Genomic DNA, 19973 nt, shown 5'->3' on the forward strand with positions numbered 1-19973 from the left:
AAACCAAAAATACCAAACCGAATTGAGAGATGCTCAAAATCAGAAACGCGAATTTGGATTCACCTCAAGTATAAAACGTACACTTCGATATATACGTCGGAACATGATGTTAAACATCTATGCAGGCAGTTTCCGCGTTCGCGTCCACACATCGTCAGGGCTCGACGATCGCTCAACGCAATGCGCGCGGCCGGACATCGGCAGAGCGTCGCAGACACCAAGGCCAAGCGGCGGACGGAGACGGCGAGGCTATCGCGATCTCGCTTCATCGCGAAAACGACGCGGGGTCGTACCTGACATGCGGCGGAATGCGCGGGTGAAGTGCGCCGGGTCCGCGTAGCCTGCGGCAAACGCCACGTCGATCACTTTGACGTCCGTCGTCAGCAGAAGCTTGGCCGCTTTTTCAAACCGGGCGGCTTCGAGCAGTTCCGAGTAGGTGAGGCCGGCGACCGAGAGCCGGCGCTGAAGGCTCCGGACGCTGGTCCCCGCCATCTCGGCGATCTCCGCGACGCTCGGAACCCCTTCGTCCAGATAGGAGGGCAACATCAACCTGAGTGCACCGATGATTTCCCCCCCGGCCGGCCCGACATCCTCGTCGAGAAAATCAAGCGGCACCTCGCTCACACGGCCGGGAAATCCCATGAAGGAGAGCGGCACTTCGATCCACGAAGCAAATTGTCCGGAAAGAAACCGCGTATTGGGCCATCGGGCTTGGGTTTCTGCGCTTGGACGGTAGCGAGCTTCGAATGCTATTGTTGCGGGCTTCCATTCGGGCCCAGCGAATTGTTGTACGATATGAATCGAAAAAATATTCTGAAGCCACTGCGAATGTTCGAGGTGAGGGATGCCTGATGTGCCGATCAGCTTGCTGCATACCTTGATATGATCATCGGCCCGTTCGAGCCACATATTGAGAACGTTGTCCTCCAGCGTCGCCCATTTGCAGACTTGCTGCAGAGCGGTGAACAGCGTCGGTGAACATCCGATGACCGCCCGGAACTTCGCGCTGAGGTGGCAAAACTGAAGTCGCTTCGATGCCTGAAATCCGAAATCCACGATACCTTGCGATCTCTGTGCTTCCTCGGCGAATTCAACCGCGCGCAGCAGAGGCATGAAATCGTCTGCCTTCTCCTCGAGCGAAGTGGGAAGCCGGGATTTTTCCAGCAATGATGCAGTAGGAGCGCCAATCTCATCGCAGATATCGGCGAAAGGGATGACGAATTGGCAGCGTGCTAAAGGAATATTTCTCATAACGATCGCCTCCCCCAAGGCTACCCGACGGAACTACTTCTCGTATCAATGCCAGGCCATGATCTACCTGTTACGAAGCGAAATCTCTCGCCATCCCGATTTTGGCGGGCGATGGCCAGACGAGTGATCTAATCGATCGTTAATTGGCACGCTGAGTGGACGGAGACACGAAGGTTCCGGCCCTTCGTGACAAGGTAATGAAGCTCGGACATATCCCCTCCGAACACGCAGTGCGAGAAGCTGTCGCGGCGTCATTGCAGAGTGGCGCATCCCTTCGACATATTGCAAGTCGACTCGGAGTTAGCGCCCGCTCGCTTCAACGGCACCTGGCAGCGCAGGCAACCAGTCATAGCGAAATCGTCGCCGAAGTCCGGCTTGCCACCGCCTGCCGCCTGCTGACTGAAACCAACGAGACGATTTCGCGGATTGCTCTGCTCCTCGGCTATACCGGCCCGACCAGCTTTTCCCGCAGCTTCAGGCGCCTGATGAAAACCCAGCCTGCACGTTACAGGCGGCAGCAACGCAAATGACGGCGCTTCAGCCCAAACGCCGGCATGGAGCACTTTCCCGCACACGCGCTTTTGGCGCGAAATGGCAAGATTCCGCGCGAGCGGGGACGCCAAATGCCCAAGCTTAAATCGCCGTCGCCGAAGGGCAATCGAGCTCAGCGGCGCGGTTTCGCGAGGAGTGCCCGGAGGCGCGCTGCTGCAAGTGCTCACCGGCTCGCTTCGGCCTGGCGCAAGGTGGAAGGTGCACAATGAAGATCACTCGACGAACTGCAGCCTTCGGCGGCATAGGCGCACTGACAAGCGCGACGATGGGGCACTCGGCACTCGCCGAGCAAGGGGCCTTCCTCGGCATCGGCGAAGGCCTGGAGGATTTTTGGCTCGCGACCGACGCCTACATCTTCGGTTATCCGCTGGTCACCATGGAGATGACCCGGCGGATCATCACCAATGTGGCCGAGCCCGTGGGAACGCGGGGTCCGATGGGACATATCATCAAGCTGCGCAGCTATCCCGACGCGTCCTTCCGTGACGTCACTGCGCCCAACGCGGATACGCTTTACACCACCTCGTTCTTCGATGTCGGAAAGGAACCCTGGGTCCTCAGCGTTCCCGACATGAAGGGACGATACTTCCTGCTGCCGATGCTCGACGGCTGGACGACGGTCTTCCAGGTCCCGGGCAAGCGCACGACCGGCACCGGTGCGCAGACCTATGCGATCACCGGCCCCGGCTGGAAAGGCACTTTGCCGGACGGCGTGAAGGAATATAAATCCCTGACGAACATCGTCTGGCTGCTCGGGCGGATCTACTGCACCGGCACGCCCGAGGACTACGCGGCAGTCCACAAGCTGCAAGACGAGTTCAAGCTCGTTCCGCTCAGCGCCTACGGCAAGCCTTATACGCCGCAGCCCGGGAAGGTCGATCCGTCGATCGACATGAAGACCCCGGTGCGAGATCAGGTCAACCGCATGGATGCGGTGTCCTACTTCAAACTGCTCAGCGAGTTGATGAAGAGCAATCCGCCATCGGACGCCGATGCTCCCGAGCTGGCGCGGTTTGCGCGCATCGGCATCGTCCCGGGGCAGGATTTCGACGAGAGCAAATTCAAGGTCGACCTGGCGAAGCGCATCCCGGAAGTCGCCTTTGACAGGATCATGCTGCAATTCAAGATCAACAGGGCGATCAAGAACGAGAACGGCTTTGCCTTTACGACAAAGACCGGCATCTACGGCACCGACTATCTGATGCGGGCGCTTGTAACCGCCATCGGTCTCGGCGCCAATCGCCCCCAGGATGCAGTCTATCCGACCTCGCAACACGATGCCGCGGGCCGCAAATACAACGGGGCCAACAAATACGTCATGCGTTTCCCCAAAGGGCATTTGCCGCCCGTGGAGGGGTTCTGGTCGCTGACCATGTATGACGACAAGTATTTCTTCGTGAACAACCCGCTCAACCGGTACTCGATCAGCCCCCGCGAGAACCTGCAATCCAATCCGGACGGCTCCACCGATCTGTATATCCAGCACGAATCGCCCGGCAAGGATAAGGAGTCGAACTGGCTCCCCGCGCCGGCCGGCGACTTCATCCTGATGCTTCGCATGTATTGGCCGAGCGAAACCGATCCGTCGATCATCAATGGAACCTGGACGATACCCGCCGTCACGAAACAGACTTGAAAAGGTTACTGCAAAATTTTCTTAAGATAATTTCCGGCACAATTCTGTGAGGTGATTAAAATGAACGGAAAATTACTGTCTGCATCGCTCTTGGCGATCGTGCTTGCCACCCCCGCGGTCGCACAGACCATGCTGAGCTCGTATGCAGACGAGAATGGTTACATCGACGTGCAGAAATTGACCTGCGCGCAGCTGGCCGGTACGTTTCAAGAAGACGCCGACATGCTGACGACTTGGTACAGCGGGTGGTACAATGGCCTTGCGCGAAAGCACATGCTCAACGTCAAGCGTGGAAAAGAGGCGGAGCACGAGGTCATTCAATACTGCAAGGCCAATCCGAACAAGCGCGTGATCGAGGCCATCGCCGTCGTGTTCAAGGATATGCGCGTCGAGCGCGGCATCGAGATGAAGCCTTAATTCGAAGGCGCTGCCCTTCCGCTGACTATCCGGGTCGGATTACCGGCCCGGCCCATGATCCGAACTCAAAAAAGGGGCGATCACAATGACATCACTTCGATTGATTGGTTCGGTCGTCTTGGCGAGCGCCATTCTCACCGGCTGTCAAACGTCGCAATCGCGGCAAGAGCAACTCGCCACGATCTGCGCAGACCCTGCCAACAGGCAACCCCAGACGGCCTATTTTTCGGAATGCCAGACCCTTTACCCGTCCTCGAATCGGGCTCTACAAAGGAACTACCGACTCGGCGCACCCACGGGCGATTAAGGGCAACTGCATTGACTCTCAGCGCCAGACATTGCGGGCTTTCCATCCTTGTCGCCCTGACCCTCGGCAGCGCGAGGGCCGAGGCTGCTGATTTGCCGCCCCCGGCCCCGCCTGTGCCGCCTGCCATGACATCGGCATGGACGTTCCGCTTCACCCCCTATGGTTGGCTCACATCCCTCAACGGAAATCAGACCGTAAAGGGGAGAACCGCCAAGGTCTCGGCAAGCTTCATCGACATCGTCGATGCCACCGCGGGAAATGGCGGCACGCTCGTCGGTCTGATGGGGGATTTGGAGGCCCGCAACGGGCCCCTGGCGTTCTACGGCAATTTCGTCTGGACAAAACTCGGCATAGACCGCAGCAACGTCAGGTCGCGCGGTGTGGTGCCGGGGGTGACCGGCACGGTCGGGACCTCAGGCGATATGAGCGTCTCAATGGCAACGCTCGAGGTCGGCTCCGCATACGAGGTCGCACGCTTCGGTTCTGTGGGGTTTGATGTCCTGGGGGGCGCACGTTACTGGTATCAGCGCGCCGAGCTGTCGTTTGACCGCGCGACGACAACCGACATCGGCGATCTCAGTTTTGCGCGCAACCTGGCCATTGCCCGTTCCGGTTCGGTGGACTGGCTAGACGGCTTTGTCGGCGCCCGCATGCGGGTCGCCGTGGCTCCCGGGCAGGAATTGCTTCTGCGCGGCGATATCGGCGGGGGCGGCAGCAAGTTCTCTTGGCAGGCCATCGCAGCATATAGCTTCGATTTCGCCGAGAAGAACGGCGTCACCTATTCCGGCATCATCGGCTACCGCGCGCTCTACGTCGACTATGAGCAGGGAGAGGGGCGTCGACGCTACGCGTTCGATATGCTCCAGCATGGACCGGTCGTGGGGCTCAGCCTGCGGTTCTAGGCACAAGAGAGCCGTTCGGATGCGAGAGCCAGTGAGCCGCGCGGCCTGATGGGAGCGGATGATGCGATTTGGCCTGTCGATGCAGGCAATCTCGGCCGGCCGCGTCGACCTCACTCTTTGCCGGTTTCGCGATCTCCATCCGCCAGGGGATGGAGATCGCGCACCATACTCTTCAGCCTCTCGTCGAGGACATGTGTGTAGATCTGCGTCGTCGCGATATCGGCGTGGCCGAGCAGTTCCTGCACCACCCTCAAATCGGCGCCGTTCTGCAGCAGGTGGCTGGCGAAGGCGTGGCGCAGCACGTGCGGGCTCAGAGCCGGAGCTGAAAGCCCTGCCGCTCCGCCCAGCGTCTTGAGATCGCGCGCGAAGACCTGCCGCGTCAGGTGCCCGCTCTCGCCATCGGACGGGAAGAGCCAGCGCCCATCGGCCAGCCCCGCCTCCGTCAAGCCCGTCAGCCAGTCCCGCGCGGCCTGGCGCGCCGCCTCGTTCAGCGGCACCAGCCTTTCCTTGTCGCCCTTGCCGCGCACGATCAGGAAGCGTTCGCGCGTCGTCGCCGCCGAGCGCGGCAGTGCGATCAGCTCGGAGACGCGCAGGCCCGTGGCATAGAGCATCTCGACGAGGCAGCGCATCCGCAAGGCCTTCAGCCGCGCGGCGGGTGTCAGCCCTTCCTGCAGACAGGCGATCTGCGCGGCTTCGAGCAGGCGGTCGACATCGCCGACGGAAACGACCTTCGGCAACGGCCTCCCCTGCCTCGGCCCGGATATCGCTGCGGTCGGGTCGGTCCCCGCGAGACCTTCGGTGTAGAGGAAGCGGTGGAACTGCCTGACGGCGGACAGCCTGCGTGCCGCGGACGAGGCCTTGAGCCCGCGCTCCGAAAGATCCACCAGCCAGCCGCGAATGTCCTCGGGGGTCGCCTCCCCCGGCGCCTTGCCGCCGAGGAATTCGAGATAATCCTCGATATCGCGCTCATAGGCCGCGAGCGTGTTGCGCGCCGCGCCGCGCTCGGCCGCCAGCATATCGAGGAAGGCATTCAGCCGCTGGCGCGACAGGCGGCTCATTTCGGTTGCAGTTTCGCCGGCGGTACGATCTCGACCATCTCGCGCTGCACCGGCTGGACGAAAGTCACAAGCGCAATCATGCCCCCGAAGATCAGACCGGCGATGATCGCGACGAAGGCGAGGAAACGGAATAACGTCGGCACGTCGGGCTGACTTTCGCAATCGCGCGATCTTGGGCCGAGTTACTATCCGCGATGCCGTCCACATCGCGCAAGGGCTGGCACGCCACAGCTGCGCGCAAAGCGCGGCCAAAAAGCCATGACGAAGGCATGACGCGGCCGGCAGCCGCGTGCTACAGGCCCTTCCAAGGAAAATAGATTGATGACCGCCGCTGCCACCATCGCCGCCCCGGACATGGCCGATCTCCGCACCGCCCTCGGCGGGCGCGCCATCGTGCTCGTCGGCATGATGGGCTCCGGCAAGAGCTCGGTCGGGCGCCGGTTGGCCTCGCGGCTCGGCATGCCCTTCATCGACGCCGATGTGGAAATCGAGACGGCGGCCCGCATGACGATCCCCGAGATCTTCGAGCAGCGCGGCGAGGCCGAGTTCCGCCAGGGCGAACGGCGCGTGATCAGCCGCATCCTCGAGACGCAGTCGCCCGTCGTGCTGGCGACCGGCGGCGGCGCCTTCATGAATGCCGAGACGCGCGAGCGGATCAAGCAGTTCGGTATCTCGGTCTGGCTCAAGGCCGAGCCGGATGTGCTGATGCGCCGCGTCCGCAAACGCTCGAACCGCCCGCTGCTCCAGACTGCCGATCCGGAGGCGACGCTGCGCCGGATGCTGGCCGAGCGCGAGCCCGTCTATGCCCTCGCCGACCTGACCATCCTGTCGAGCGACGAGCCTCACGAAATCGTGGTCGGCGACACCATTGCCGCATTGAACGGCTATCTGCGCCTGACGGCCGGAGAATAAACGTCATGAACGCCACCCTGACCGAGAAGGCCGGCGCGCGCATCGTCGTCCCCGTCGCGCTCGAAGGCCGCGCCTACGACATCCATATCGGCCGCCACCAGCTCTGCGAGGCGGCGGCTCTGATCGCCGCCTTCGCGCCGGGAGCAAGGGCTGCCCTAGTTACCGATACGAGCGTCGCCGCCCTGCACGGCGCCGCCTTCGAGACCTGCCTGCGTCAGGAGGGCATCACCGCGACCCGCATCACCATCCCCCCGGGCGAGGGCTCGAAATCCTATGCCCAGTTCATCGCGCTCTGCGACGCGCTGCTAGCGGCGAAGGTCGAACGCAACGACCTCGTCATCGCCTTCGGCGGCGGCGTTGTCGGCGACCTCACCGGCTTTGCTGCAGCGGTGCTCCGGCGCGGCGTACGCTTCGTCCAGGTGCCGACCACCTTGCTGGCTCAGGTCGATTCCTCCGTCGGCGGCAAGACCGGCATCAACTCGCCATATGGCAAGAATCTGATCGGCGCCTTCCATCAGCCCGCTCTGGTCATCGCCGATACCGCCCTGCTGGACACGCTGAGCGAGCGCGAGTTCAAGGCCGGCTATGCCGAGGTGGTGAAGTACGGGCTGATCGACGATCCCGCTTTCTTCGACTGGTGCGAGGCGAACTGGAGCCGCGTCATCGCCGGCGGGCCGGAGCGTGACCATGCCGTCGCCGTCTCCTGTCGCGCCAAGGCGGCGATCGTCACCCGCGACGAGCGCGAGGAGGGCGACCGCGCCCTGCTCAATCTCGGCCACACCTTCGCCCATGCGCTGGAGCGGCTGACAAACTACGACTCCAGCCGGCTCGTCCATGGCGAGGCTGTCGCCATCGGCCTGGCGCTCGCCTTCCGCTTCTCGCAGCGCCTCGGGCTCTGCTCCGGCCAGGACGCCGTGCGGGTCGCGCGTCATCTCGACCATGTCGGCCTGCCCAGCCGTCTGCAGCAGGTGCCGGGCGGGGCGGGCAGCGCCGATCAGATCGTCGAGGCGATGGCGCAGGACAAGAAGGTCAAGCGCGGCGTCCTGACCTTCATCCTCGCCCGCGGCATCGGCAAGAGCTTCATAGCGCCGGGAGTCGCGACCGATGAGGTCCGCAGCTTCATCGAGGCCGAACTGGCGGCCTGACCGGGGTCAGGCCAGCCCGGCCTTGGCAAGGAAATCTGTTGCGCGATAGCCGGGCGCCACGCCCTTCACGATCATCGTCGCGCCGCGCGAATTCTCCGTCCTGAGCGGTAGGATCTCGCGACAGGCTGGTGAAGCGTACCAGGCGCGCGCTCGCTCCATATCGGGAAAGGCGATGATCACGAGATCGCCCGGCCATGGCCCCTCGACGATCTCGGGCGTCGCGCCATGAAGCAGGAACTGGCCTTCACAGGGCACAAGCGTCGCGTCGATGCGCTTGATGTAGTCGATGATCTCGGGCCCGAGGCGCACATCCTGCAGATGGGCGATGGCGTAGGTCTCCCTGGCAGCCGTCTAAGGGCCGGCCGTTGCAAGAGACCATGACGCGCTGCGCGGCGCGGGTCGATTACCTGCGGGGTTATCGCACGCCGGTCAGGGGCTGAACACCAGTACGAGGAAGACGAAGAACACGGCGAGATGCACCGCCCCTTCCAGCATGGTGGTGCGGGTGCCGGTGAAGGTCAGCGTCGAGAGCAGCAGCGTCATGGCGGCGATCACCATGTTCGTCGCCGACAGGCCGAGCACGACCGGCTGGCCGGTGAAGACACCGATCAGCAGCACCGCGGGCACGGTCATGCCGAGCGTCGAGGCCGCCGCGCCCAGGCACAGATTGACCGCGCGCTGGAGCTGATTGGCTGTGATCGCCCGCAGTGCCGCGATGCATTCCGGCGTGAACACCACCATCGCGATCAGGATGCCGCCGAGCGCCGCCGGGGCGCCGAGCTGAGCGATGCCGAAATCGAGCACCTTCGCCAGGCTTTTCGACAGGATGACGATCGGCAGGATGTTGGCAAGCAGCAGGCCGACGCGCGGCAGCAATTCACCCACGGAAGACGGCGAAGCCGCCCCTTCTTCCGCTGCAGCCGATGCCGACGCCGGCTTGCCGTCCTCCTCGGGTTCCCGGAAGAACATGCTGTGCCGGCCCGTCTGGAGCGCAAGGAAGGCGCCGTACAGGGCGACCGTGAAGATCGAAAAGGCGATCGCCTGGAACGAGGTCAGCGTCCCGTCCGGCGTCGAGGTCGTGAAATTCGGCAGGAAGAGCGGGATCACGGTCAGCGGGATGATCACGGCCAGATAGGACGTGGCGCCCTTGAGATTGTAGCGCTGCTGGAAATGCCTGAGTCCACCGATGAGCAGCCCGACGCCGACCACGCCGTTGAGCACGATCATCAGCACCGCGAACATCGTGTCGCGGCCGAGCGTCGGCGCGCCTTGCGCGCCCAGCATGACGGCGCCGACCAGCGCCACCTCGATGATGACGATCGATAGGGTCAGAAGCAGCGTGCCATAGGGCTCGCCGAGCCTTTCCGCCAGTTCCTCGGCCTCATGCACCACGCCGAAGGACGACCAGACGATGATTCCGAGCAGCCAGAGAAAGAGAAGCAGCGACGGCAGCGGCCCGCCAAGCTGACCGAGCAAAGTGTCGCCGAACAGGAGGAAGGCGGCAACCGAAGCCCAGGCACAGGCAAGGCGAAGGATCATCATCGTCGTCGTCACACGGAAGTTCTGTTGCGGGAAGGGCGCGACCTAATAAGCGGGAAAGGCGACATCGGCGCAACGGCTGATGTCGCATGCGCTCCTTCGCGAAGGGCCTTCCAAGAGCCGGCGGCGTATCAGCCGGCGGTGATTTTTTGCGCCAGCGGACTGACGTCGCTTTCGGTGAGCGGCGCGGGATTGTCGCTGACGAGATACTGCGCCCGCGCCAGCGCCGCGAAGCGCCCGCCCTTGGCGACGAGCTCGTCGAAGGTGCCCATCTCCTCGACCTGCCCCTGCTCGAAGACAAGGATACGGTCGGCATTGCGGATCGTGGCGAGTCGATGCGCGATGACGAAGGTGGTGCGCCCCTTCATCACCTCTTCCAGCGCCTTCTGCAGCTTCACCTCGGTCGCGGCGTCGAGCGCCGAGGTGGCTTCGTCGAGGATCAGGATCGGCGGGTTCTTGAGCAGCGCGCGGGCGATCGAGATTCGCTGCCGCTCGCCGCCGGAGAGCGTGCGCCCGCGCTCGCCGACGAGAGTGTCGAGGCCATCGGGCTGGCGCGCCATCACCTCGCTCGCCTGGGCCCGGTCGAGCGCCTGCATCAGCTCGGCATCGGTGGCCTCCGGCTTGCCGACCAGCAGGTTCTCGCGGATCGATCGCGCAAACAGCATCGGCTCCTGGAAGACGACGCCGATATTGCGTCGCAGCGAGAGCAGCGAGATGTCGCGTATGTCCAGGCCGTCGACCGTGATCCGCCCCGACTGCGGATCGAAGGCACGGTGCAGCAGCCCGAGCGTGGTCGATTTGCCCGAGCCGGTCGAGCCGACGACCGCGATCGTCTCACCCGGCCGCACCGAGAAGGAGACGTCGCGCACCGCGGTGCGCTTGCCGTCATAGGAAAAGGAGACGTCCTCGAAGGCGACGGCGCCGCTGAGCCGGCCGGGGTCCGGAGCGTTCGGCGGGTCGCGCACGGTCGGCAAAGTGTCGAGCACCTCGAAGAAATCGCGCATCTTCGGCGCCTGCATGAAGATGAAGTTCACGAAGGCGACGATCTGTTCGAGGCGCCCGACCAGCATCGTCGCGAAACCCATGAAGGTGACGATCTCACCGACGGTGGTCTGGCCGTGCATCAGGAGCCAGGTGCCGACGATGAAGATCGCCAGCACCGTCAGCGTGGCCGAGGCCCGCGTCGCGACATTCGCCACCGCCCACCAGGACAGCACCGGCAGCTGCGCATTGAGGAGGTTCGTGATGGTCGAGCGCAGGCCGCGCACCTCGGCCTCGATGCGTGTGAAACTCTGGATCACCGGCACATTGCCGAGCGCATCCGAGGCCCGTTCGGCCAAGCTGGAATGATACGCTTCGACATTGCGCTGGAGTCGGTCGGTCCGGCGCAGCACGAAGGCCGTCAGCGCCCCGAACAGCATGACGAGCGCGATCAGCAGCAGGCCGAGCTGCCAGTTCTTCCAGATGGTGAAGGGCAGCAGCACGAACAGCGCGACGATCGAGGCGCAATGCTCGCGGAAGAAGGAGAGCCAGAGCGCCCACATCGCGCTCGCGCCGTCGAGCATCACCTTGAGCACGCGGCCGGAATGGGTCTGCGTGTGATAAGCGAGCGGCAAGGTCAGCGCATGTTCGAAATACTGGGCCATCACGGCGAGCCGGCGGCGATGGGCCAGCCTGTCGGCATGGAGCGCGACGAAGACGCCGAGCCCGATATTGGTCAGGCCGAAGCCGACCCAGGCAAGGATCAGATAGTCGATGCTGTCCCAGCTCAGCTTGCCGCCGGACGCCTGGATCGTGGTCAGCCGGTCGATCAGCGTGCCGAAGAGCATCGGCTCCGCGAAGGCGACCGCGGCCAGCAGCACATTGGCCAATGCCAGGACGAGGCCCAGCCGCCTTTCGGGGCCGAGCTCGCCGAGGACACGGGCATAGAGCGAAAGAAGCGACATCGCTCCGAGCTTTAGCCGAATGGGCGCGGCGGGCAAGCGGTCAAGCTTAACGGCTCCTTCGAGAGCTGATCATTATCGTTAATCCAGGTCTCGGATGCCGAACGAGATCGCCATCTCCGGCCACAGCGCGACGCCGCGTCCGGGCACCGCGCCGTAAGGCGATCTCTGGGGTCTCTCGATCACCCGCGCCAATGCGGTCCGCGAAATCCTCGCCAATGCCGGCGTGCCGAACGAGCGCTTCTTCTCGGTCCCCGGCAAGGGCGGCACCGAGCCGCTGATCGAGGACAACCCCTACCTGCCCTGTAACCGCCGCGTCGGCATCGTGCTCCGCGCCGACGCGCCGGCCCTGCCGGATGGCCTCAAGCCCTGAGCGTGGAAGGCGAGCCCGTCATTCTCGGGCTTGACCCGAGAATCTCATGACGAAAGGACACTGGTTCCCAAGTTGCCGGGGTCACGCCCGAGCATCTCGGAACACCTCGACCAACGCCTCCGCCGTCACTTCACCCATCGCCATCGCCAGCTTGTAGGCGCGGGTCTTCTTGCCGGGCTCCATCACCAGGATCACCGTCTCGGTGCCCGGACATGCCGGATCGGCGCAGAGAATTTCGTTGACGGCAATCGCCGTGGTCTCGGGCAGGCCGAGCAGTTCCGTGACCTGCGCCTTCAATCGCTCGGCCGCAGCCTTCGCTTGGGCTTTCGCGTCGCCGCCCTTGCGGGCCTCGCTCTTGCCGAAAAGCCCGAAGCGCATGCGGTTCTCAGCTCGGCAGAACGAGCACGCCGGCGGCACCGTCCTCGGCGCCGAAGGCGAGCCGCTTGCCGGCCTTGTCCCAGGCGAAAGCGCTGATGCCGCTGTCGCGCTCCGCGGGCCGCGCCAGCAATTCGGAACCGTCGGTCAGTCGGACCAGCAGGATGCAACCATCGTCATAGCCGATCGCCAGCACCAGAGCGCCCGGATGGAACGCGACGCGGGTGACGCGGGCGCGGCGCACGCCGCATTCGCGCGGCGCCTTGCCCTGCGGCCCATCGCCCTGGAACGGCCAGACGATCGCGCCGTCCGCCCCGCTGGACGCCAGCCAGAGCCCGTCATGCGACCATGACAGCGAACGGGGCTTGGCCGGATAGCCGGTCATCCTCATATGGCCGGGCTTGTCGCCGAGCTTCCAGCCATGCAGCGCATTCTCCTGCATGGAGCTGACGACGAAACGCCCATCCGGCGACCATGCGAGGTCGAGATGCGAGCCCTTCCACTCAAGGAACTCGGGTTTCGCCTCGGTGTTGGGATACCAGAGCGAGACGCCGTTCATCTGGGCGATGGCCAGGCGGTAGCCCTTCGGCGCAAAGACCAGCCCCTGCGGCGTGCTCGCCGCTTCCAACGTGCGGATGCGGCCCTTCTCGTCGCGGGCATGCACGGTCTTGCCGGTGTTCCAGGCGAGATTGCCCGAGGCTGAAAGCGTGATCGCGTCGATCCAGCGGCGCTTGGGGTCTTTCGCCAGCTCCTCCGGCTCGCCCTCGATCCGGGTCGCGACGACGCGCCCGTCATCGCCGCCCGAGATCAGCCTTTCGCCGTCGCCGGTCGCGCAGAGGATGCCCCCCGCATGGGCCTCGACCATGTCGGTCGCGCCGTCGCGCCAACGCAGCACGCGCCCGTCGGCAAGCGCGAGCGCGAGCCCCTGTTTCAGCCAGCGGGCGGCGACGACATGCGCCTCCGCATCAATCGGGGTGACATGCTCGCGCAGCGAGACGGGTTGGGTCATCGTCGTCATGACGCGGCTTTAACTCAGGCCGCGCAGGCTTCAAACCCCCTGCGCAATTCGTTCTCGTTGAGACCGCGCCCGATGAAGACGAGGCGGCTCTCGCGCTTCTCGCCATCCTTCCAGTCACGCTGCAGATCGCCGTCCAGGATCATGTGCACGCCCTGGAAGACGAAGCGGCGCGGCTCGTTCTTGAAGGCGAGGATGCCCTTTGAGCGCAGGATGTTCGGTCCCTGGATCTGGGTGAGGTCGTTGATCCACGGCATGAACTTCTCGGGATCGACCTCGCCCGGAATGGTCAGCGAGATCGAGCGGACATCCTCGGCATGATGGTGATGGTGGCCGGCCTCGAGGAAGTCCGGCTCGATGTCGAGGATGCGGTCGAGGTCGAAGGCGTTGCGGTCGAGCAGAGCAGCAATATCGACATTGGCGCGCTCGGCCTTGTGCAGCTTGGCATAGGGGTTGATGGCGCGGATCGCCGCCTCGACCTCAGCGAGCTCCTCCGGCGTCACCAGATCGGTCTTGTTGAGGATGATGACGTCGGCGAAGGCGATCTGGTTCTTCGCCTCCGGCGCGTCCTTGAGCCGGTCCTTCAGCCACTTCGCGTCGGTCACGGTCACCACCGCGTCGAGACGGGTGGCGTCGCCGACATCCTGATCGACGAAGAAGGTCTGCGCGACCGGCGCGGGATCGGCGAGACCGGTGGTCTCGACGATGATCGCGTCGAACTTGCCCTTGCGCTTCATCAGCCCGTCGAGGATGCGGATCAGGTCGCCGCGCACAGTGCAGCAGATGCAACCATTGTTCATCTCGAAGATTTCCTCGTCGGCGCCGACGATGAGGTCGCCATCGATGCCGGCCTCGCCAAACTCGTTGACGATGACGGCAAATTTCTTGCCGTGGTCCTCGGTCAGGATGCGGTTGAGGAGCGTGGTCTTGCCGGCACCCAGATAGCCGGTGAGCACCGTGACGGGGATTTTTTCGGACATGGTCTGACCTGAATGGCTGTGGGACGCTGGGGACGGCACCGCCCGGTCAGGCCGGGCCGGCGGCGAGCGCCTTCTCGATCTCGCTTATATTGTGCTTCATCATGTCGATGTAAGTCCCCGCCGGGCCCGAGGCGTCGGAAAGCGCATCGGAGTAGAGCGTGCCGCCGATCTTCGCGCCGCTCTCCCGGGCGATCTGCTCGATAAGGCGGGGATTGCTGATGTTCTCCAGGAACACCGCCGGCACCTTCTGCGCCTTCACCTGGCGGATGATGCTGGCGACATCCTTGGCCGAGGCCTCGGATTCGGTCGAGACGCCCTGGGGGGCGATGAAGGCGATGCCATAGGCCTTGATGAAGTAGCCGAAGGCGTCGTGGGTGGTGATCGCCCGGCGCCGATCGGCCGGGATGCGCGCGACCGCTGCCTTGACCTCGCCCTCGACCACGTCGAGCCTGGCGAGATAGGCCGTGGCATTGGCGTCATAGCTCGCCTTGCCGGCCGGGTCGGCGGCGCCGAGCGCATCGCGGATATTGGCGACATAGACGCGGGCATTGGCGATGCTCTGCCAGGCATGCGGATCGTCATGGCCGTGGTCGTGCCCGCCTTTGCCGGATCCTCGGGCCTCGTGCCCTTCCTCGGCCGCCTCGATCGGCTTGATGCCCTTTGTAGCGGTGACGAGCGGGGCCTTCGTGCCGGACGACTTGATCAGCCGCGGCAGCCAGCCTTCGAGATGCAGGCCGTTGATGAAGACGAGTTTCGCCGCCGCGATGGCCTTCGCATCCGCCGGGGTCGGCGAATAAACATGGGCGTCGCCATTCGGCCCGACGAGCGAGGTCACGCTGACCCGCTCGCCGCCGACCTGCTTCACGAAATCGGCCAGCACCGAGAAGCTCGCCACCACCGGCAGCTTCGTGCCCTGCGCGTTCTCCTGCGCGAAAGCGGCGGCGGGCAGCGTGGCGAGGGCGAGCCCCGCGAACAGATAGGCGGCAAGGCTGCGACGGCTGGGCATGAAAGTCTCCGCTCGAATTGAAACGATATAACGTTTCTAGCGTTCGAGATGTGGCCGGATCAAGGCGCGCCGCGCAAGACCGCCCTGCGACCCCAGCAGGAGCGAGAGCAGATAGAGCACGCCGGCGGCCAGGATGATCGCCGGCCCGGCCGGCAGGCTCGAGCCCGCCGCATAGGACACCACCAGCCCGGCATAGCCCGCGACGATGCCGAATCCGGTCGCCAGCAGCAGCAACCGGGTGATGTCGGCCGTCCAGAAGCGGGCGGCCGCGGCCGGCAGCATCATCATGCCGACGGCGAGCAGCGTGCCGAGCGCATTGAAGCCGGCGACGAGGTTGAGCACGACGAGGGCGAGGAAGGTCAGGTGCACGAATCCGCCGGAGCGGCTGACCGAGCGCAGGAAGCCGGGATCGACGCATTCCAGCACCAGCGGCCGGTAGAGCGCCGCCAGCGCCGTGAGCGAAACGGTCGCGACACCGGCGAGCAGGATCAGCACGCCGTCGTCGAGCGCGAGCACATTGCCGAAGAGGACGTGCAGCAGGTCGATCGCCGAGCCGCGCAGGGAGACGATGGTGACCCCGAGCGCCAGCGAGATCAGGTAGAAGGCGGCGAGCGAGGCGTCCTCCTTCAACACCGTCGCGCGCGCCACAGCGCCAGCGGCGAGAGCCACCGCAAAGCCGGCCGCGAGCCCGCCGATCGTCATTGCCGGCAGCGAGAAGCCGGCGACGAGGTAGCCCAGCGCCGCTCCGGGCAGGATCGCATGGGCCATGGCATCGCCGGTCAGGCTCATGCGCCGGAGCATCAGGAAGACGCCGATCGGCGCGCCGGAGACAGACAGCGCCGTCACGCCGACGAGCGCGCGGCGCATGAAGTCGAACTCGGCAAAGGGGCCGATGAGGAGATCGTAGAGCACGGGCGCGCCTGTTCCGTCTGTTTCCTCAGCACTCGTCCGGAGGAGCCGCGAAGCGGCGTCTCGAAGGATGTTTCAGCCCGCACTGAAGCATCGTTCGAGACGCAGCCCGAAGACTGTTCCTCAGGGTGAGGGCTTGATCATTTACGCCGCGTCGCGCTGGCAGGGTGCGGCGTGGCTGTCGAAGGCCTCGACCATGCGCCGCGCCTTCAACAGGTTCTCTGGCGTCAGCACCGCGCCGGTCTCGCCCCAGGCGACGACCTCGCGCGCCAGCAGCAGCGTCCGCGGAAAGGCTTGCCGCACCGTTTCGATATCGTGCAGCACGGCGACGACCGTGCGGCTCTCGCCATGCCAGCGCTGCACCAGTTCCAGCAGATCGGCAGTGGTACGCGCATCGATGGCGGTGAAGGGCTCGTCAAGCAGGATGATTTCGGCGTCCTGCAGCAGAAGGCGCGCGAACAGCGCCCGCTGCATCTGCCCGCCGGACAGCGTGCCGATCGGCCGGCGCTCGAAGCCGGTCAGGCCCACAGCCGCGATGGCATGCTCGACCTTGTGCGCAGCACCTGCCCCGATGCGGCCGAAGATGCCCGCCCGGTTCCACAGCCCCATGGCGACGAGGTCGTAGACATGGATCGGGAAGGAGCGGTCGAGATCGGCCGATTGCGGGAGATAGGCGAGCCTCTTGCCTTTGGCGAGCGCAACGCCGCCGGACAGCGGCGCGAGTGCGCCTGCGATGCCCTTGAGCAAGGTGGATTTGCCGGCCCCGTTCGGCCCGACGATGGCGGTCAGGCTCCCGGCCTCGATCTCGCCGGAGAGGTGATGCACCGCGGGATGGCGGTCATAGCCCAGCGTCAGGTCGGTCAGGCGAATGGCGGACATCAACGCTACTCGATCAAAGGATCACGGCCAGCGTCGCCAGCCACAGCAAGGCGACGACGAACCCGGCAAGCCCCAGCCGCGCCGGCGCGGACATCCGCAGCAGCGAAAAACCGGGCCCGATCGCCACGGCATGGGAGTGATCATGGTTCTGCGACGGCATGCGCACTGGTATAATGTTACATTACGCGCAAAGCAATGGCAGCCGGCATGGCCTCCACGAAATCACGGCAAAGGCGCTTGCACTGGGCAAAATTTTGTACTTTATTTGTTCTCATCGGGCCGGGGGGCTTATCATGACGTTGCCAGTGCTTTTGGTCGCGGGCGCGACCTTGCGTGATCTCTTGCGCTTTCCGCTGCGCCATCCCTTGATGGTTCTGGTTGCAACCATATGTGCGATCCCGATCAACTATCGGCTCGTGCTGGTGGATTTGGCCGGGCAGGACGCGCCATCGCTCCAGAATTTCGGGGCGTCGTGGCTGCTGAACGTTTTGTCGGCGATCCTATGGCTGCCCCTTTGCCTCCTCGCAATACGGGAGGTCGTCTCCGGGAGGGCTGTGGATTTCCGGATCGGCGCGCCTTCAGTCGCGAGCTTGCGATATGGCGCTTATAATATCGTGGCGCTCTCGATCATGTTGGTGATTTCAAGCAGCGTCCCGGCATCTCCCGTCATCATGGTTGCGAAGTTGGTTTTCGCGATAGTGTTGAGTTGGCTGCTACTGAGGACGACGCTGGCGTTCAGCGCCCTCGCGCTCGGAAGGCAGGATCTAGGGCTCGCTCAATCCATCGCGAGAACGGGCGGCCTGACATGGCGGCTCCTGGCGGTCGTCGTCTTGCCGGGAGCCGCGACGATGGCGGGCATAGTCGGGATCATGATCGCCATGACAGGCGGCATGGATGTCGCCGATGGCGACGCCTACATTTATCCGCTCACCTTCGCGGGTGTGGCGAGCCAGGTGGTCGTTGTCGGCATCGCGATCGCCGGGGCGCATGTCTATAGCCTGCTGGATGGTACCGTTCCTCAGAACGGGAGATACTGGTAGAGCCAAGTCTCGGTCAGCACCGTATCGCCGGCCTTGAGATAGCAGCGCAACTCGACCGGCTCGCTCCCCCCCACGGCAAGATCGAACTGGGCGCGCCAGTGGCCGGGGACATCGTCAGGCATCGCCTCGGCGAAGATGTAGGAGAAGCTGCCGCGCGAGGCCGAAAGCACCACCTCCGGCTTCACCCCGAAGGGGATCGTCTCCAGCGCCGAGCCGAGGAACTCGACCATGAACTTGCGCACGCCCTTGGGGCGCGCTGTTCCGGGCTGGCCGCCATTTCCCAGCCGTGTCGCGACAACCCGGCCGAGCGTCGTCGGAAACGGTTCGTCGGCGAGCCAGTGCAGCGTGTAGCGGTAGTTGTACGAACTGCCTGCTCTAGCCGAGGCCTCCGGCACCCACATCGCGACGATGTTGTCGTGGATTTCGTCATCGGTCGGGATCTCGATCAGCTGGACGGAGCCCCTGCCCCACTCGCCTTCCGTCTCGACCCAGAGGCTCGGGCGGCGCTCGTAGAATACGCCGTCGAGATAATGCTCGGCTTCGCGATCGCGCTGCATCAGCCCGAAGCCGCGCGGATTGTTGTCGACGAAGGCCGAGGCGATGGTGCGCGGCGGATTGTTGAGCGGCCGCCAGGCGCGCTCGCCCGGGCCCGTCCACAGCGCAAGCCCGTCGGAATCATGGACCTCCGGGCGCCAATCGATCGCCGTCGGCTTCAACGTCTCGGAATACCAGAACATCGAGGTCAGCGGTGCGATGCCGAGCCGCTCGACGTCCTTGCGCAGATGGATTGAGGTTTCGATCTCCATGGTGACGCCCTTGCCGCGATGCATGCGGAAGCGATAGGCGCCCGCCACGCTCGGCCCCGAGAGCAGCGCATAGACCGTGACATATTCGGCGCCGTCCTTCGGCGTCTCCAGCCAGATATGGGTAAAGTCGGGGAATTCCTCCGACCGGCCGGCGACTGCCGGGTCGATGGCGAGGCCACGCGCCGAGAGGCCGTACTGGTAGAGCTCGCCGATGGCACGGAAATAGGATGCGCCGAGGAAGGCGACCCAGTCGTTTTTCTTCCAGTCGAGCGTCTCGCCCTTGGGGCCGGGTTGGCCACTGCGGCTCTCCTGGAAGCGGAAGCCGGCGAAACCGGCCCCGGTCGGCAGCCCGCGCGCCGGCGAGTCGGCCGGCATTTCGAAATAGCTCTCGTCGTAGATGATCTCGCGCGCTCGGCCAGCCTCGACGACATGCATCCGCACCGGCTTCTGGAAATAGCGGCCGAGATGGAAGAAGGTCACCGGCCAGGGCGACGGTCCGTTCGCCCACAGCGCCATCTCCGGCTTGAACCTGATCTTGCCGTGCGCGTCGTAATCGATCCGCTGCAGCACATCCGGCCGCGGGCTCGGCGGCGGCTGATAAGCCTGCGCGGCCATCTGCTTCGCCCGCACCTTCAATGCCTCGAAGGTGAAATCCTCGGCCTCTCCAAGTTTGAGCCCTTGCTGAGCCAGCGCCTCTGGCGTGAACCCCAACGCCGCCAGTGTCGCCGTGGCACCCGCACCTGCGAGAAGAGTCCGTCGGTCGAGGCGAAGCCCCTGGCTGCTACCCTGCTCGGCACGGTCGTACATGTCGTTCCTGTCAGCTCGTTGCTCGGATGCCCCGGCCGCCGTCCCCAGGAGGGCGGGCGCCAGTGCAACCCCAGAGATAGGCAGCCGATCATGGCGAAACCAGTCCGTGGGCTTGGGCTAA

At 64.6% G+C, this 19973-nt stretch carries 22 protein-coding genes; 8 read left to right on the forward strand and 14 right to left on the reverse strand.

From position 1 onward, the window contains the following. Positions 1-249: 249 nt before the first annotated feature. Positions 250-1251, reverse strand: coding sequence for a helix-turn-helix domain-containing protein (locus AC1DE3_RS13115; RefSeq protein ID WP_476852434.1), 1002 nt, complete (start codon positions 1249-1251; stop codon positions 250-252). Positions 1252-1448: 197 nt separating this feature from the next. Between AC1DE3_RS13115 and AC1DE3_RS13120 the strand changes: the two genes are divergently transcribed. From AC1DE3_RS13120 to AC1DE3_RS13135, 4 genes are all read left to right on the forward strand, one after another. Then, entirely contained in the window at positions 1449-1781 is a 333-nt protein-coding gene (locus AC1DE3_RS13120; RefSeq protein WP_441511721.1) for a helix-turn-helix domain-containing protein, read from the forward strand. A gap of 227 nt (positions 1782-2008) precedes the next feature. Continuing rightward, on the forward strand, positions 2009-3439 hold the full coding sequence (locus AC1DE3_RS13125) for a DUF1254 domain-containing protein (RefSeq protein ID WP_441511720.1): 1431 nt from the start codon (positions 2009-2011) through the stop codon (positions 3437-3439). Positions 3440-3499: 60 nt separating this feature from the next. Continuing rightward, positions 3500-3856: an HdeA/HdeB family chaperone gene (locus AC1DE3_RS13130; RefSeq protein ID WP_441511719.1), complete on the forward strand. Its 357-nt coding sequence runs from the start codon at positions 3500-3502 to the stop codon at positions 3854-3856. A 318-nt stretch (positions 3857-4174) separates the two neighbouring features. Next, entirely contained in the window at positions 4175-5065 is an 891-nt protein-coding gene (locus AC1DE3_RS13135; RefSeq protein WP_476852435.1) for a hypothetical protein, read from the forward strand. 110 nt (positions 5066-5175) lie between these two features. Here the strand turns inward: AC1DE3_RS13135 and AC1DE3_RS13140 are convergent, their stop codons facing one another. Together AC1DE3_RS13140 and AC1DE3_RS13145 are read right to left on the reverse strand one after the other, a co-directional pair. Next, complete coding sequence (locus AC1DE3_RS13140; RefSeq protein ID WP_476779504.1) at positions 5176-6123, reverse strand: site-specific tyrosine recombinase XerD; 948 nt, start codon at positions 6121-6123, stop codon at positions 5176-5178. Further along, complete coding sequence (locus AC1DE3_RS13145; RefSeq protein ID WP_441511716.1) at positions 6120-6266, reverse strand: histidine kinase; 147 nt, start codon at positions 6264-6266, stop codon at positions 6120-6122. The genes AC1DE3_RS13140 and AC1DE3_RS13145 overlap by 4 nt, the downstream gene beginning before the upstream one ends. Positions 6267-6441: 175 nt before the next feature. On the opposite strand from AC1DE3_RS13145, the gene AC1DE3_RS13150 reads away from it, so the two are divergent. Further along, positions 6442-7035, forward strand: a complete 594-nt coding sequence (locus AC1DE3_RS13150; RefSeq protein ID WP_441511715.1) for a shikimate kinase — start codon at positions 6442-6444, stop codon at positions 7033-7035. Between the two features lie 5 nt (positions 7036-7040). Further along, positions 7041-8180: a 3-dehydroquinate synthase gene (gene aroB, locus AC1DE3_RS13155; protein ID WP_476779505.1), complete on the forward strand. Its 1140-nt coding sequence runs from the start codon at positions 7041-7043 to the stop codon at positions 8178-8180. 6 nt (positions 8181-8186) lie between these two features. Here aroB and AC1DE3_RS13160 read toward each other — a convergent pair whose 3' ends face one another. The 3 genes from AC1DE3_RS13160 to AC1DE3_RS13170 form a co-directional block, all read right to left on the reverse strand. Beyond that, complete coding sequence (locus AC1DE3_RS13160) at positions 8187-8507, reverse strand: DUF1330 domain-containing protein (protein WP_476852458.1); 321 nt, start codon at positions 8505-8507, stop codon at positions 8187-8189. A gap of 102 nt (positions 8508-8609) precedes the next feature. After that, entirely contained in the window at positions 8610-9719 is a 1110-nt protein-coding gene (locus tag AC1DE3_RS13165) for a calcium:cation antiporter (RefSeq protein WP_476796955.1), read from the reverse strand. A 131-nt stretch (positions 9720-9850) separates the two neighbouring features. Further along, positions 9851-11665 carry a glucan ABC transporter ATP-binding protein/ permease gene (locus AC1DE3_RS13170; RefSeq protein ID WP_476779506.1) on the reverse strand — a complete coding sequence of 605 codons (1815 nt, stop codon included), beginning with the start codon at positions 11663-11665 and terminating at the stop codon, positions 9851-9853. Between the two features lie 223 nt (positions 11666-11888). Here AC1DE3_RS13170 and AC1DE3_RS13175 point away from each other — a divergent pair, with 223 nt between their 5' ends. Then, positions 11889-12035 (forward strand): hypothetical protein, encoded by a 147-nt coding sequence (locus tag AC1DE3_RS13175; protein WP_476779507.1) that lies wholly within the window; start codon positions 11889-11891, stop codon positions 12033-12035. Positions 12036-12116: 81 nt separating this feature from the next. Here the strand turns inward: AC1DE3_RS13175 and AC1DE3_RS13180 are convergent, their stop codons facing one another. The 7 genes from AC1DE3_RS13180 to AC1DE3_RS13210 form a co-directional block, all read right to left on the reverse strand. Next, positions 12117-12413, reverse strand: a complete 297-nt coding sequence (locus tag AC1DE3_RS13180) for a hypothetical protein (protein ID WP_476779508.1) — start codon at positions 12411-12413, stop codon at positions 12117-12119. A 7-nt stretch (positions 12414-12420) separates the two neighbouring features. Further along, complete coding sequence (locus AC1DE3_RS13185; RefSeq protein WP_476779509.1) at positions 12421-13428, reverse strand: WD40 repeat domain-containing protein; 1008 nt, start codon at positions 13426-13428, stop codon at positions 12421-12423. A gap of 14 nt (positions 13429-13442) precedes the next feature. Continuing rightward, positions 13443-14405: a CobW family GTP-binding protein gene (locus tag AC1DE3_RS13190; protein ID WP_441511707.1), complete on the reverse strand. Its 963-nt coding sequence runs from the start codon at positions 14403-14405 to the stop codon at positions 13443-13445. A 46-nt stretch (positions 14406-14451) separates the two neighbouring features. After that, on the reverse strand, positions 14452-15411 hold the full coding sequence (locus AC1DE3_RS13195) for a metal ABC transporter substrate-binding protein (protein WP_441511706.1): 960 nt from the start codon (positions 15409-15411) through the stop codon (positions 14452-14454). 36 nt (positions 15412-15447) lie between these two features. After that, complete coding sequence (locus tag AC1DE3_RS13200) at positions 15448-16278, reverse strand: metal ABC transporter permease (protein WP_441511867.1); 831 nt, start codon at positions 16276-16278, stop codon at positions 15448-15450. 186 nt (positions 16279-16464) lie between these two features. Then, positions 16465-17199, reverse strand: a complete 735-nt coding sequence (aztA, locus tag AC1DE3_RS13205; protein ID WP_476779510.1) for a zinc ABC transporter ATP-binding protein AztA — start codon at positions 17197-17199, stop codon at positions 16465-16467. 13 nt (positions 17200-17212) lie between these two features. Then, entirely contained in the window at positions 17213-17359 is a 147-nt protein-coding gene (locus tag AC1DE3_RS13210; RefSeq protein ID WP_441511704.1) for a hypothetical protein, read from the reverse strand. 13 nt (positions 17360-17372) lie between these two features. Between AC1DE3_RS13210 and AC1DE3_RS13215 the strand changes: the two genes are divergently transcribed. Then, positions 17373-18239: a hypothetical protein gene (locus tag AC1DE3_RS13215; RefSeq protein ID WP_476779511.1), complete on the forward strand. Its 867-nt coding sequence runs from the start codon at positions 17373-17375 to the stop codon at positions 18237-18239. On the opposite strand, the gene AC1DE3_RS13220 is transcribed toward AC1DE3_RS13215, so the two are convergent. After that, positions 18218-19852 (reverse strand): OpgD/OpgG family glucan biosynthesis protein, encoded by a 1635-nt coding sequence (locus tag AC1DE3_RS13220; protein ID WP_476779512.1) that lies wholly within the window; start codon positions 19850-19852, stop codon positions 18218-18220. The genes AC1DE3_RS13215 and AC1DE3_RS13220 overlap by 22 nt on opposite strands. Positions 19853-19973 lie beyond the last annotated feature (121 nt).

Source organism: Allobosea sp. 10L417 (assembly GCF_056395485.1).

Bases quoted from the DNA above. Each gene is read 5' to 3' on its own strand.
- AC1DE3_RS13115 (WP_476852434.1), bottom strand. From the start codon at position 1,251: ATGAGAAATATTCCTTTAGCACGCTGCCAATTCGTCATCCCTTTCGCC.
- AC1DE3_RS13120 (WP_441511721.1), top strand. From the start codon at position 1,449: ATGAAGCTCGGACATATCCCCTCCGAACACGCAGTGCGAGAAGCTGTC.
- AC1DE3_RS13125 (WP_441511720.1), top strand. From the start codon at position 2,009: ATGAAGATCACTCGACGAACTGCAGCCTTCGGCGGCATAGGCGCACTG.
- AC1DE3_RS13130 (WP_441511719.1), top strand. From the start codon at position 3,500: ATGAACGGAAAATTACTGTCTGCATCGCTCTTGGCGATCGTGCTTGCC.
- AC1DE3_RS13140 (WP_476779504.1), bottom strand. From the start codon at position 6,123: ATGAGCCGCCTGTCGCGCCAGCGGCTGAATGCCTTCCTCGATATGCTG.
- aroB (WP_476779505.1), top strand. From the start codon at position 7,041: ATGAACGCCACCCTGACCGAGAAGGCCGGCGCGCGCATCGTCGTCCCC.
- AC1DE3_RS13165 (WP_476796955.1), bottom strand. From the start codon at position 9,719: ATGATCCTTCGCCTTGCCTGTGCCTGGGCTTCGGTTGCCGCCTTCCTC.
- AC1DE3_RS13170 (WP_476779506.1), bottom strand. From the start codon at position 11,665: ATGTCGCTTCTTTCGCTCTATGCCCGTGTCCTCGGCGAGCTCGGCCCC.
- AC1DE3_RS13180 (WP_476779508.1), bottom strand. From the start codon at position 12,413: ATGCGCTTCGGGCTTTTCGGCAAGAGCGAGGCCCGCAAGGGCGGCGAC.
- AC1DE3_RS13185 (WP_476779509.1), bottom strand. From the start codon at position 13,428: ATGACGACGATGACCCAACCCGTCTCGCTGCGCGAGCATGTCACCCCG.
- AC1DE3_RS13190 (WP_441511707.1), bottom strand. From the start codon at position 14,405: ATGTCCGAAAAAATCCCCGTCACGGTGCTCACCGGCTATCTGGGTGCC.
- AC1DE3_RS13195 (WP_441511706.1), bottom strand. From the start codon at position 15,411: ATGCCCAGCCGTCGCAGCCTTGCCGCCTATCTGTTCGCGGGGCTCGCC.
- AC1DE3_RS13200 (WP_441511867.1), bottom strand. From the start codon at position 16,278: ATGCGCCGCGCGCTCGTCGGCGTGACGGCGCTGTCTGTCTCCGGCGCG.
- aztA (WP_476779510.1), bottom strand. From the start codon at position 17,199: ATGTCCGCCATTCGCCTGACCGACCTGACGCTGGGCTATGACCGCCAT.
- AC1DE3_RS13210 (WP_441511704.1), bottom strand. From the start codon at position 17,359: ATGCCGTCGCAGAACCATGATCACTCCCATGCCGTGGCGATCGGGCCC.
- AC1DE3_RS13215 (WP_476779511.1), top strand. From the start codon at position 17,373: ATGTTACATTACGCGCAAAGCAATGGCAGCCGGCATGGCCTCCACGAA.
- AC1DE3_RS13220 (WP_476779512.1), bottom strand. From the start codon at position 19,852: ATGTACGACCGTGCCGAGCAGGGTAGCAGCCAGGGGCTTCGCCTCGAC.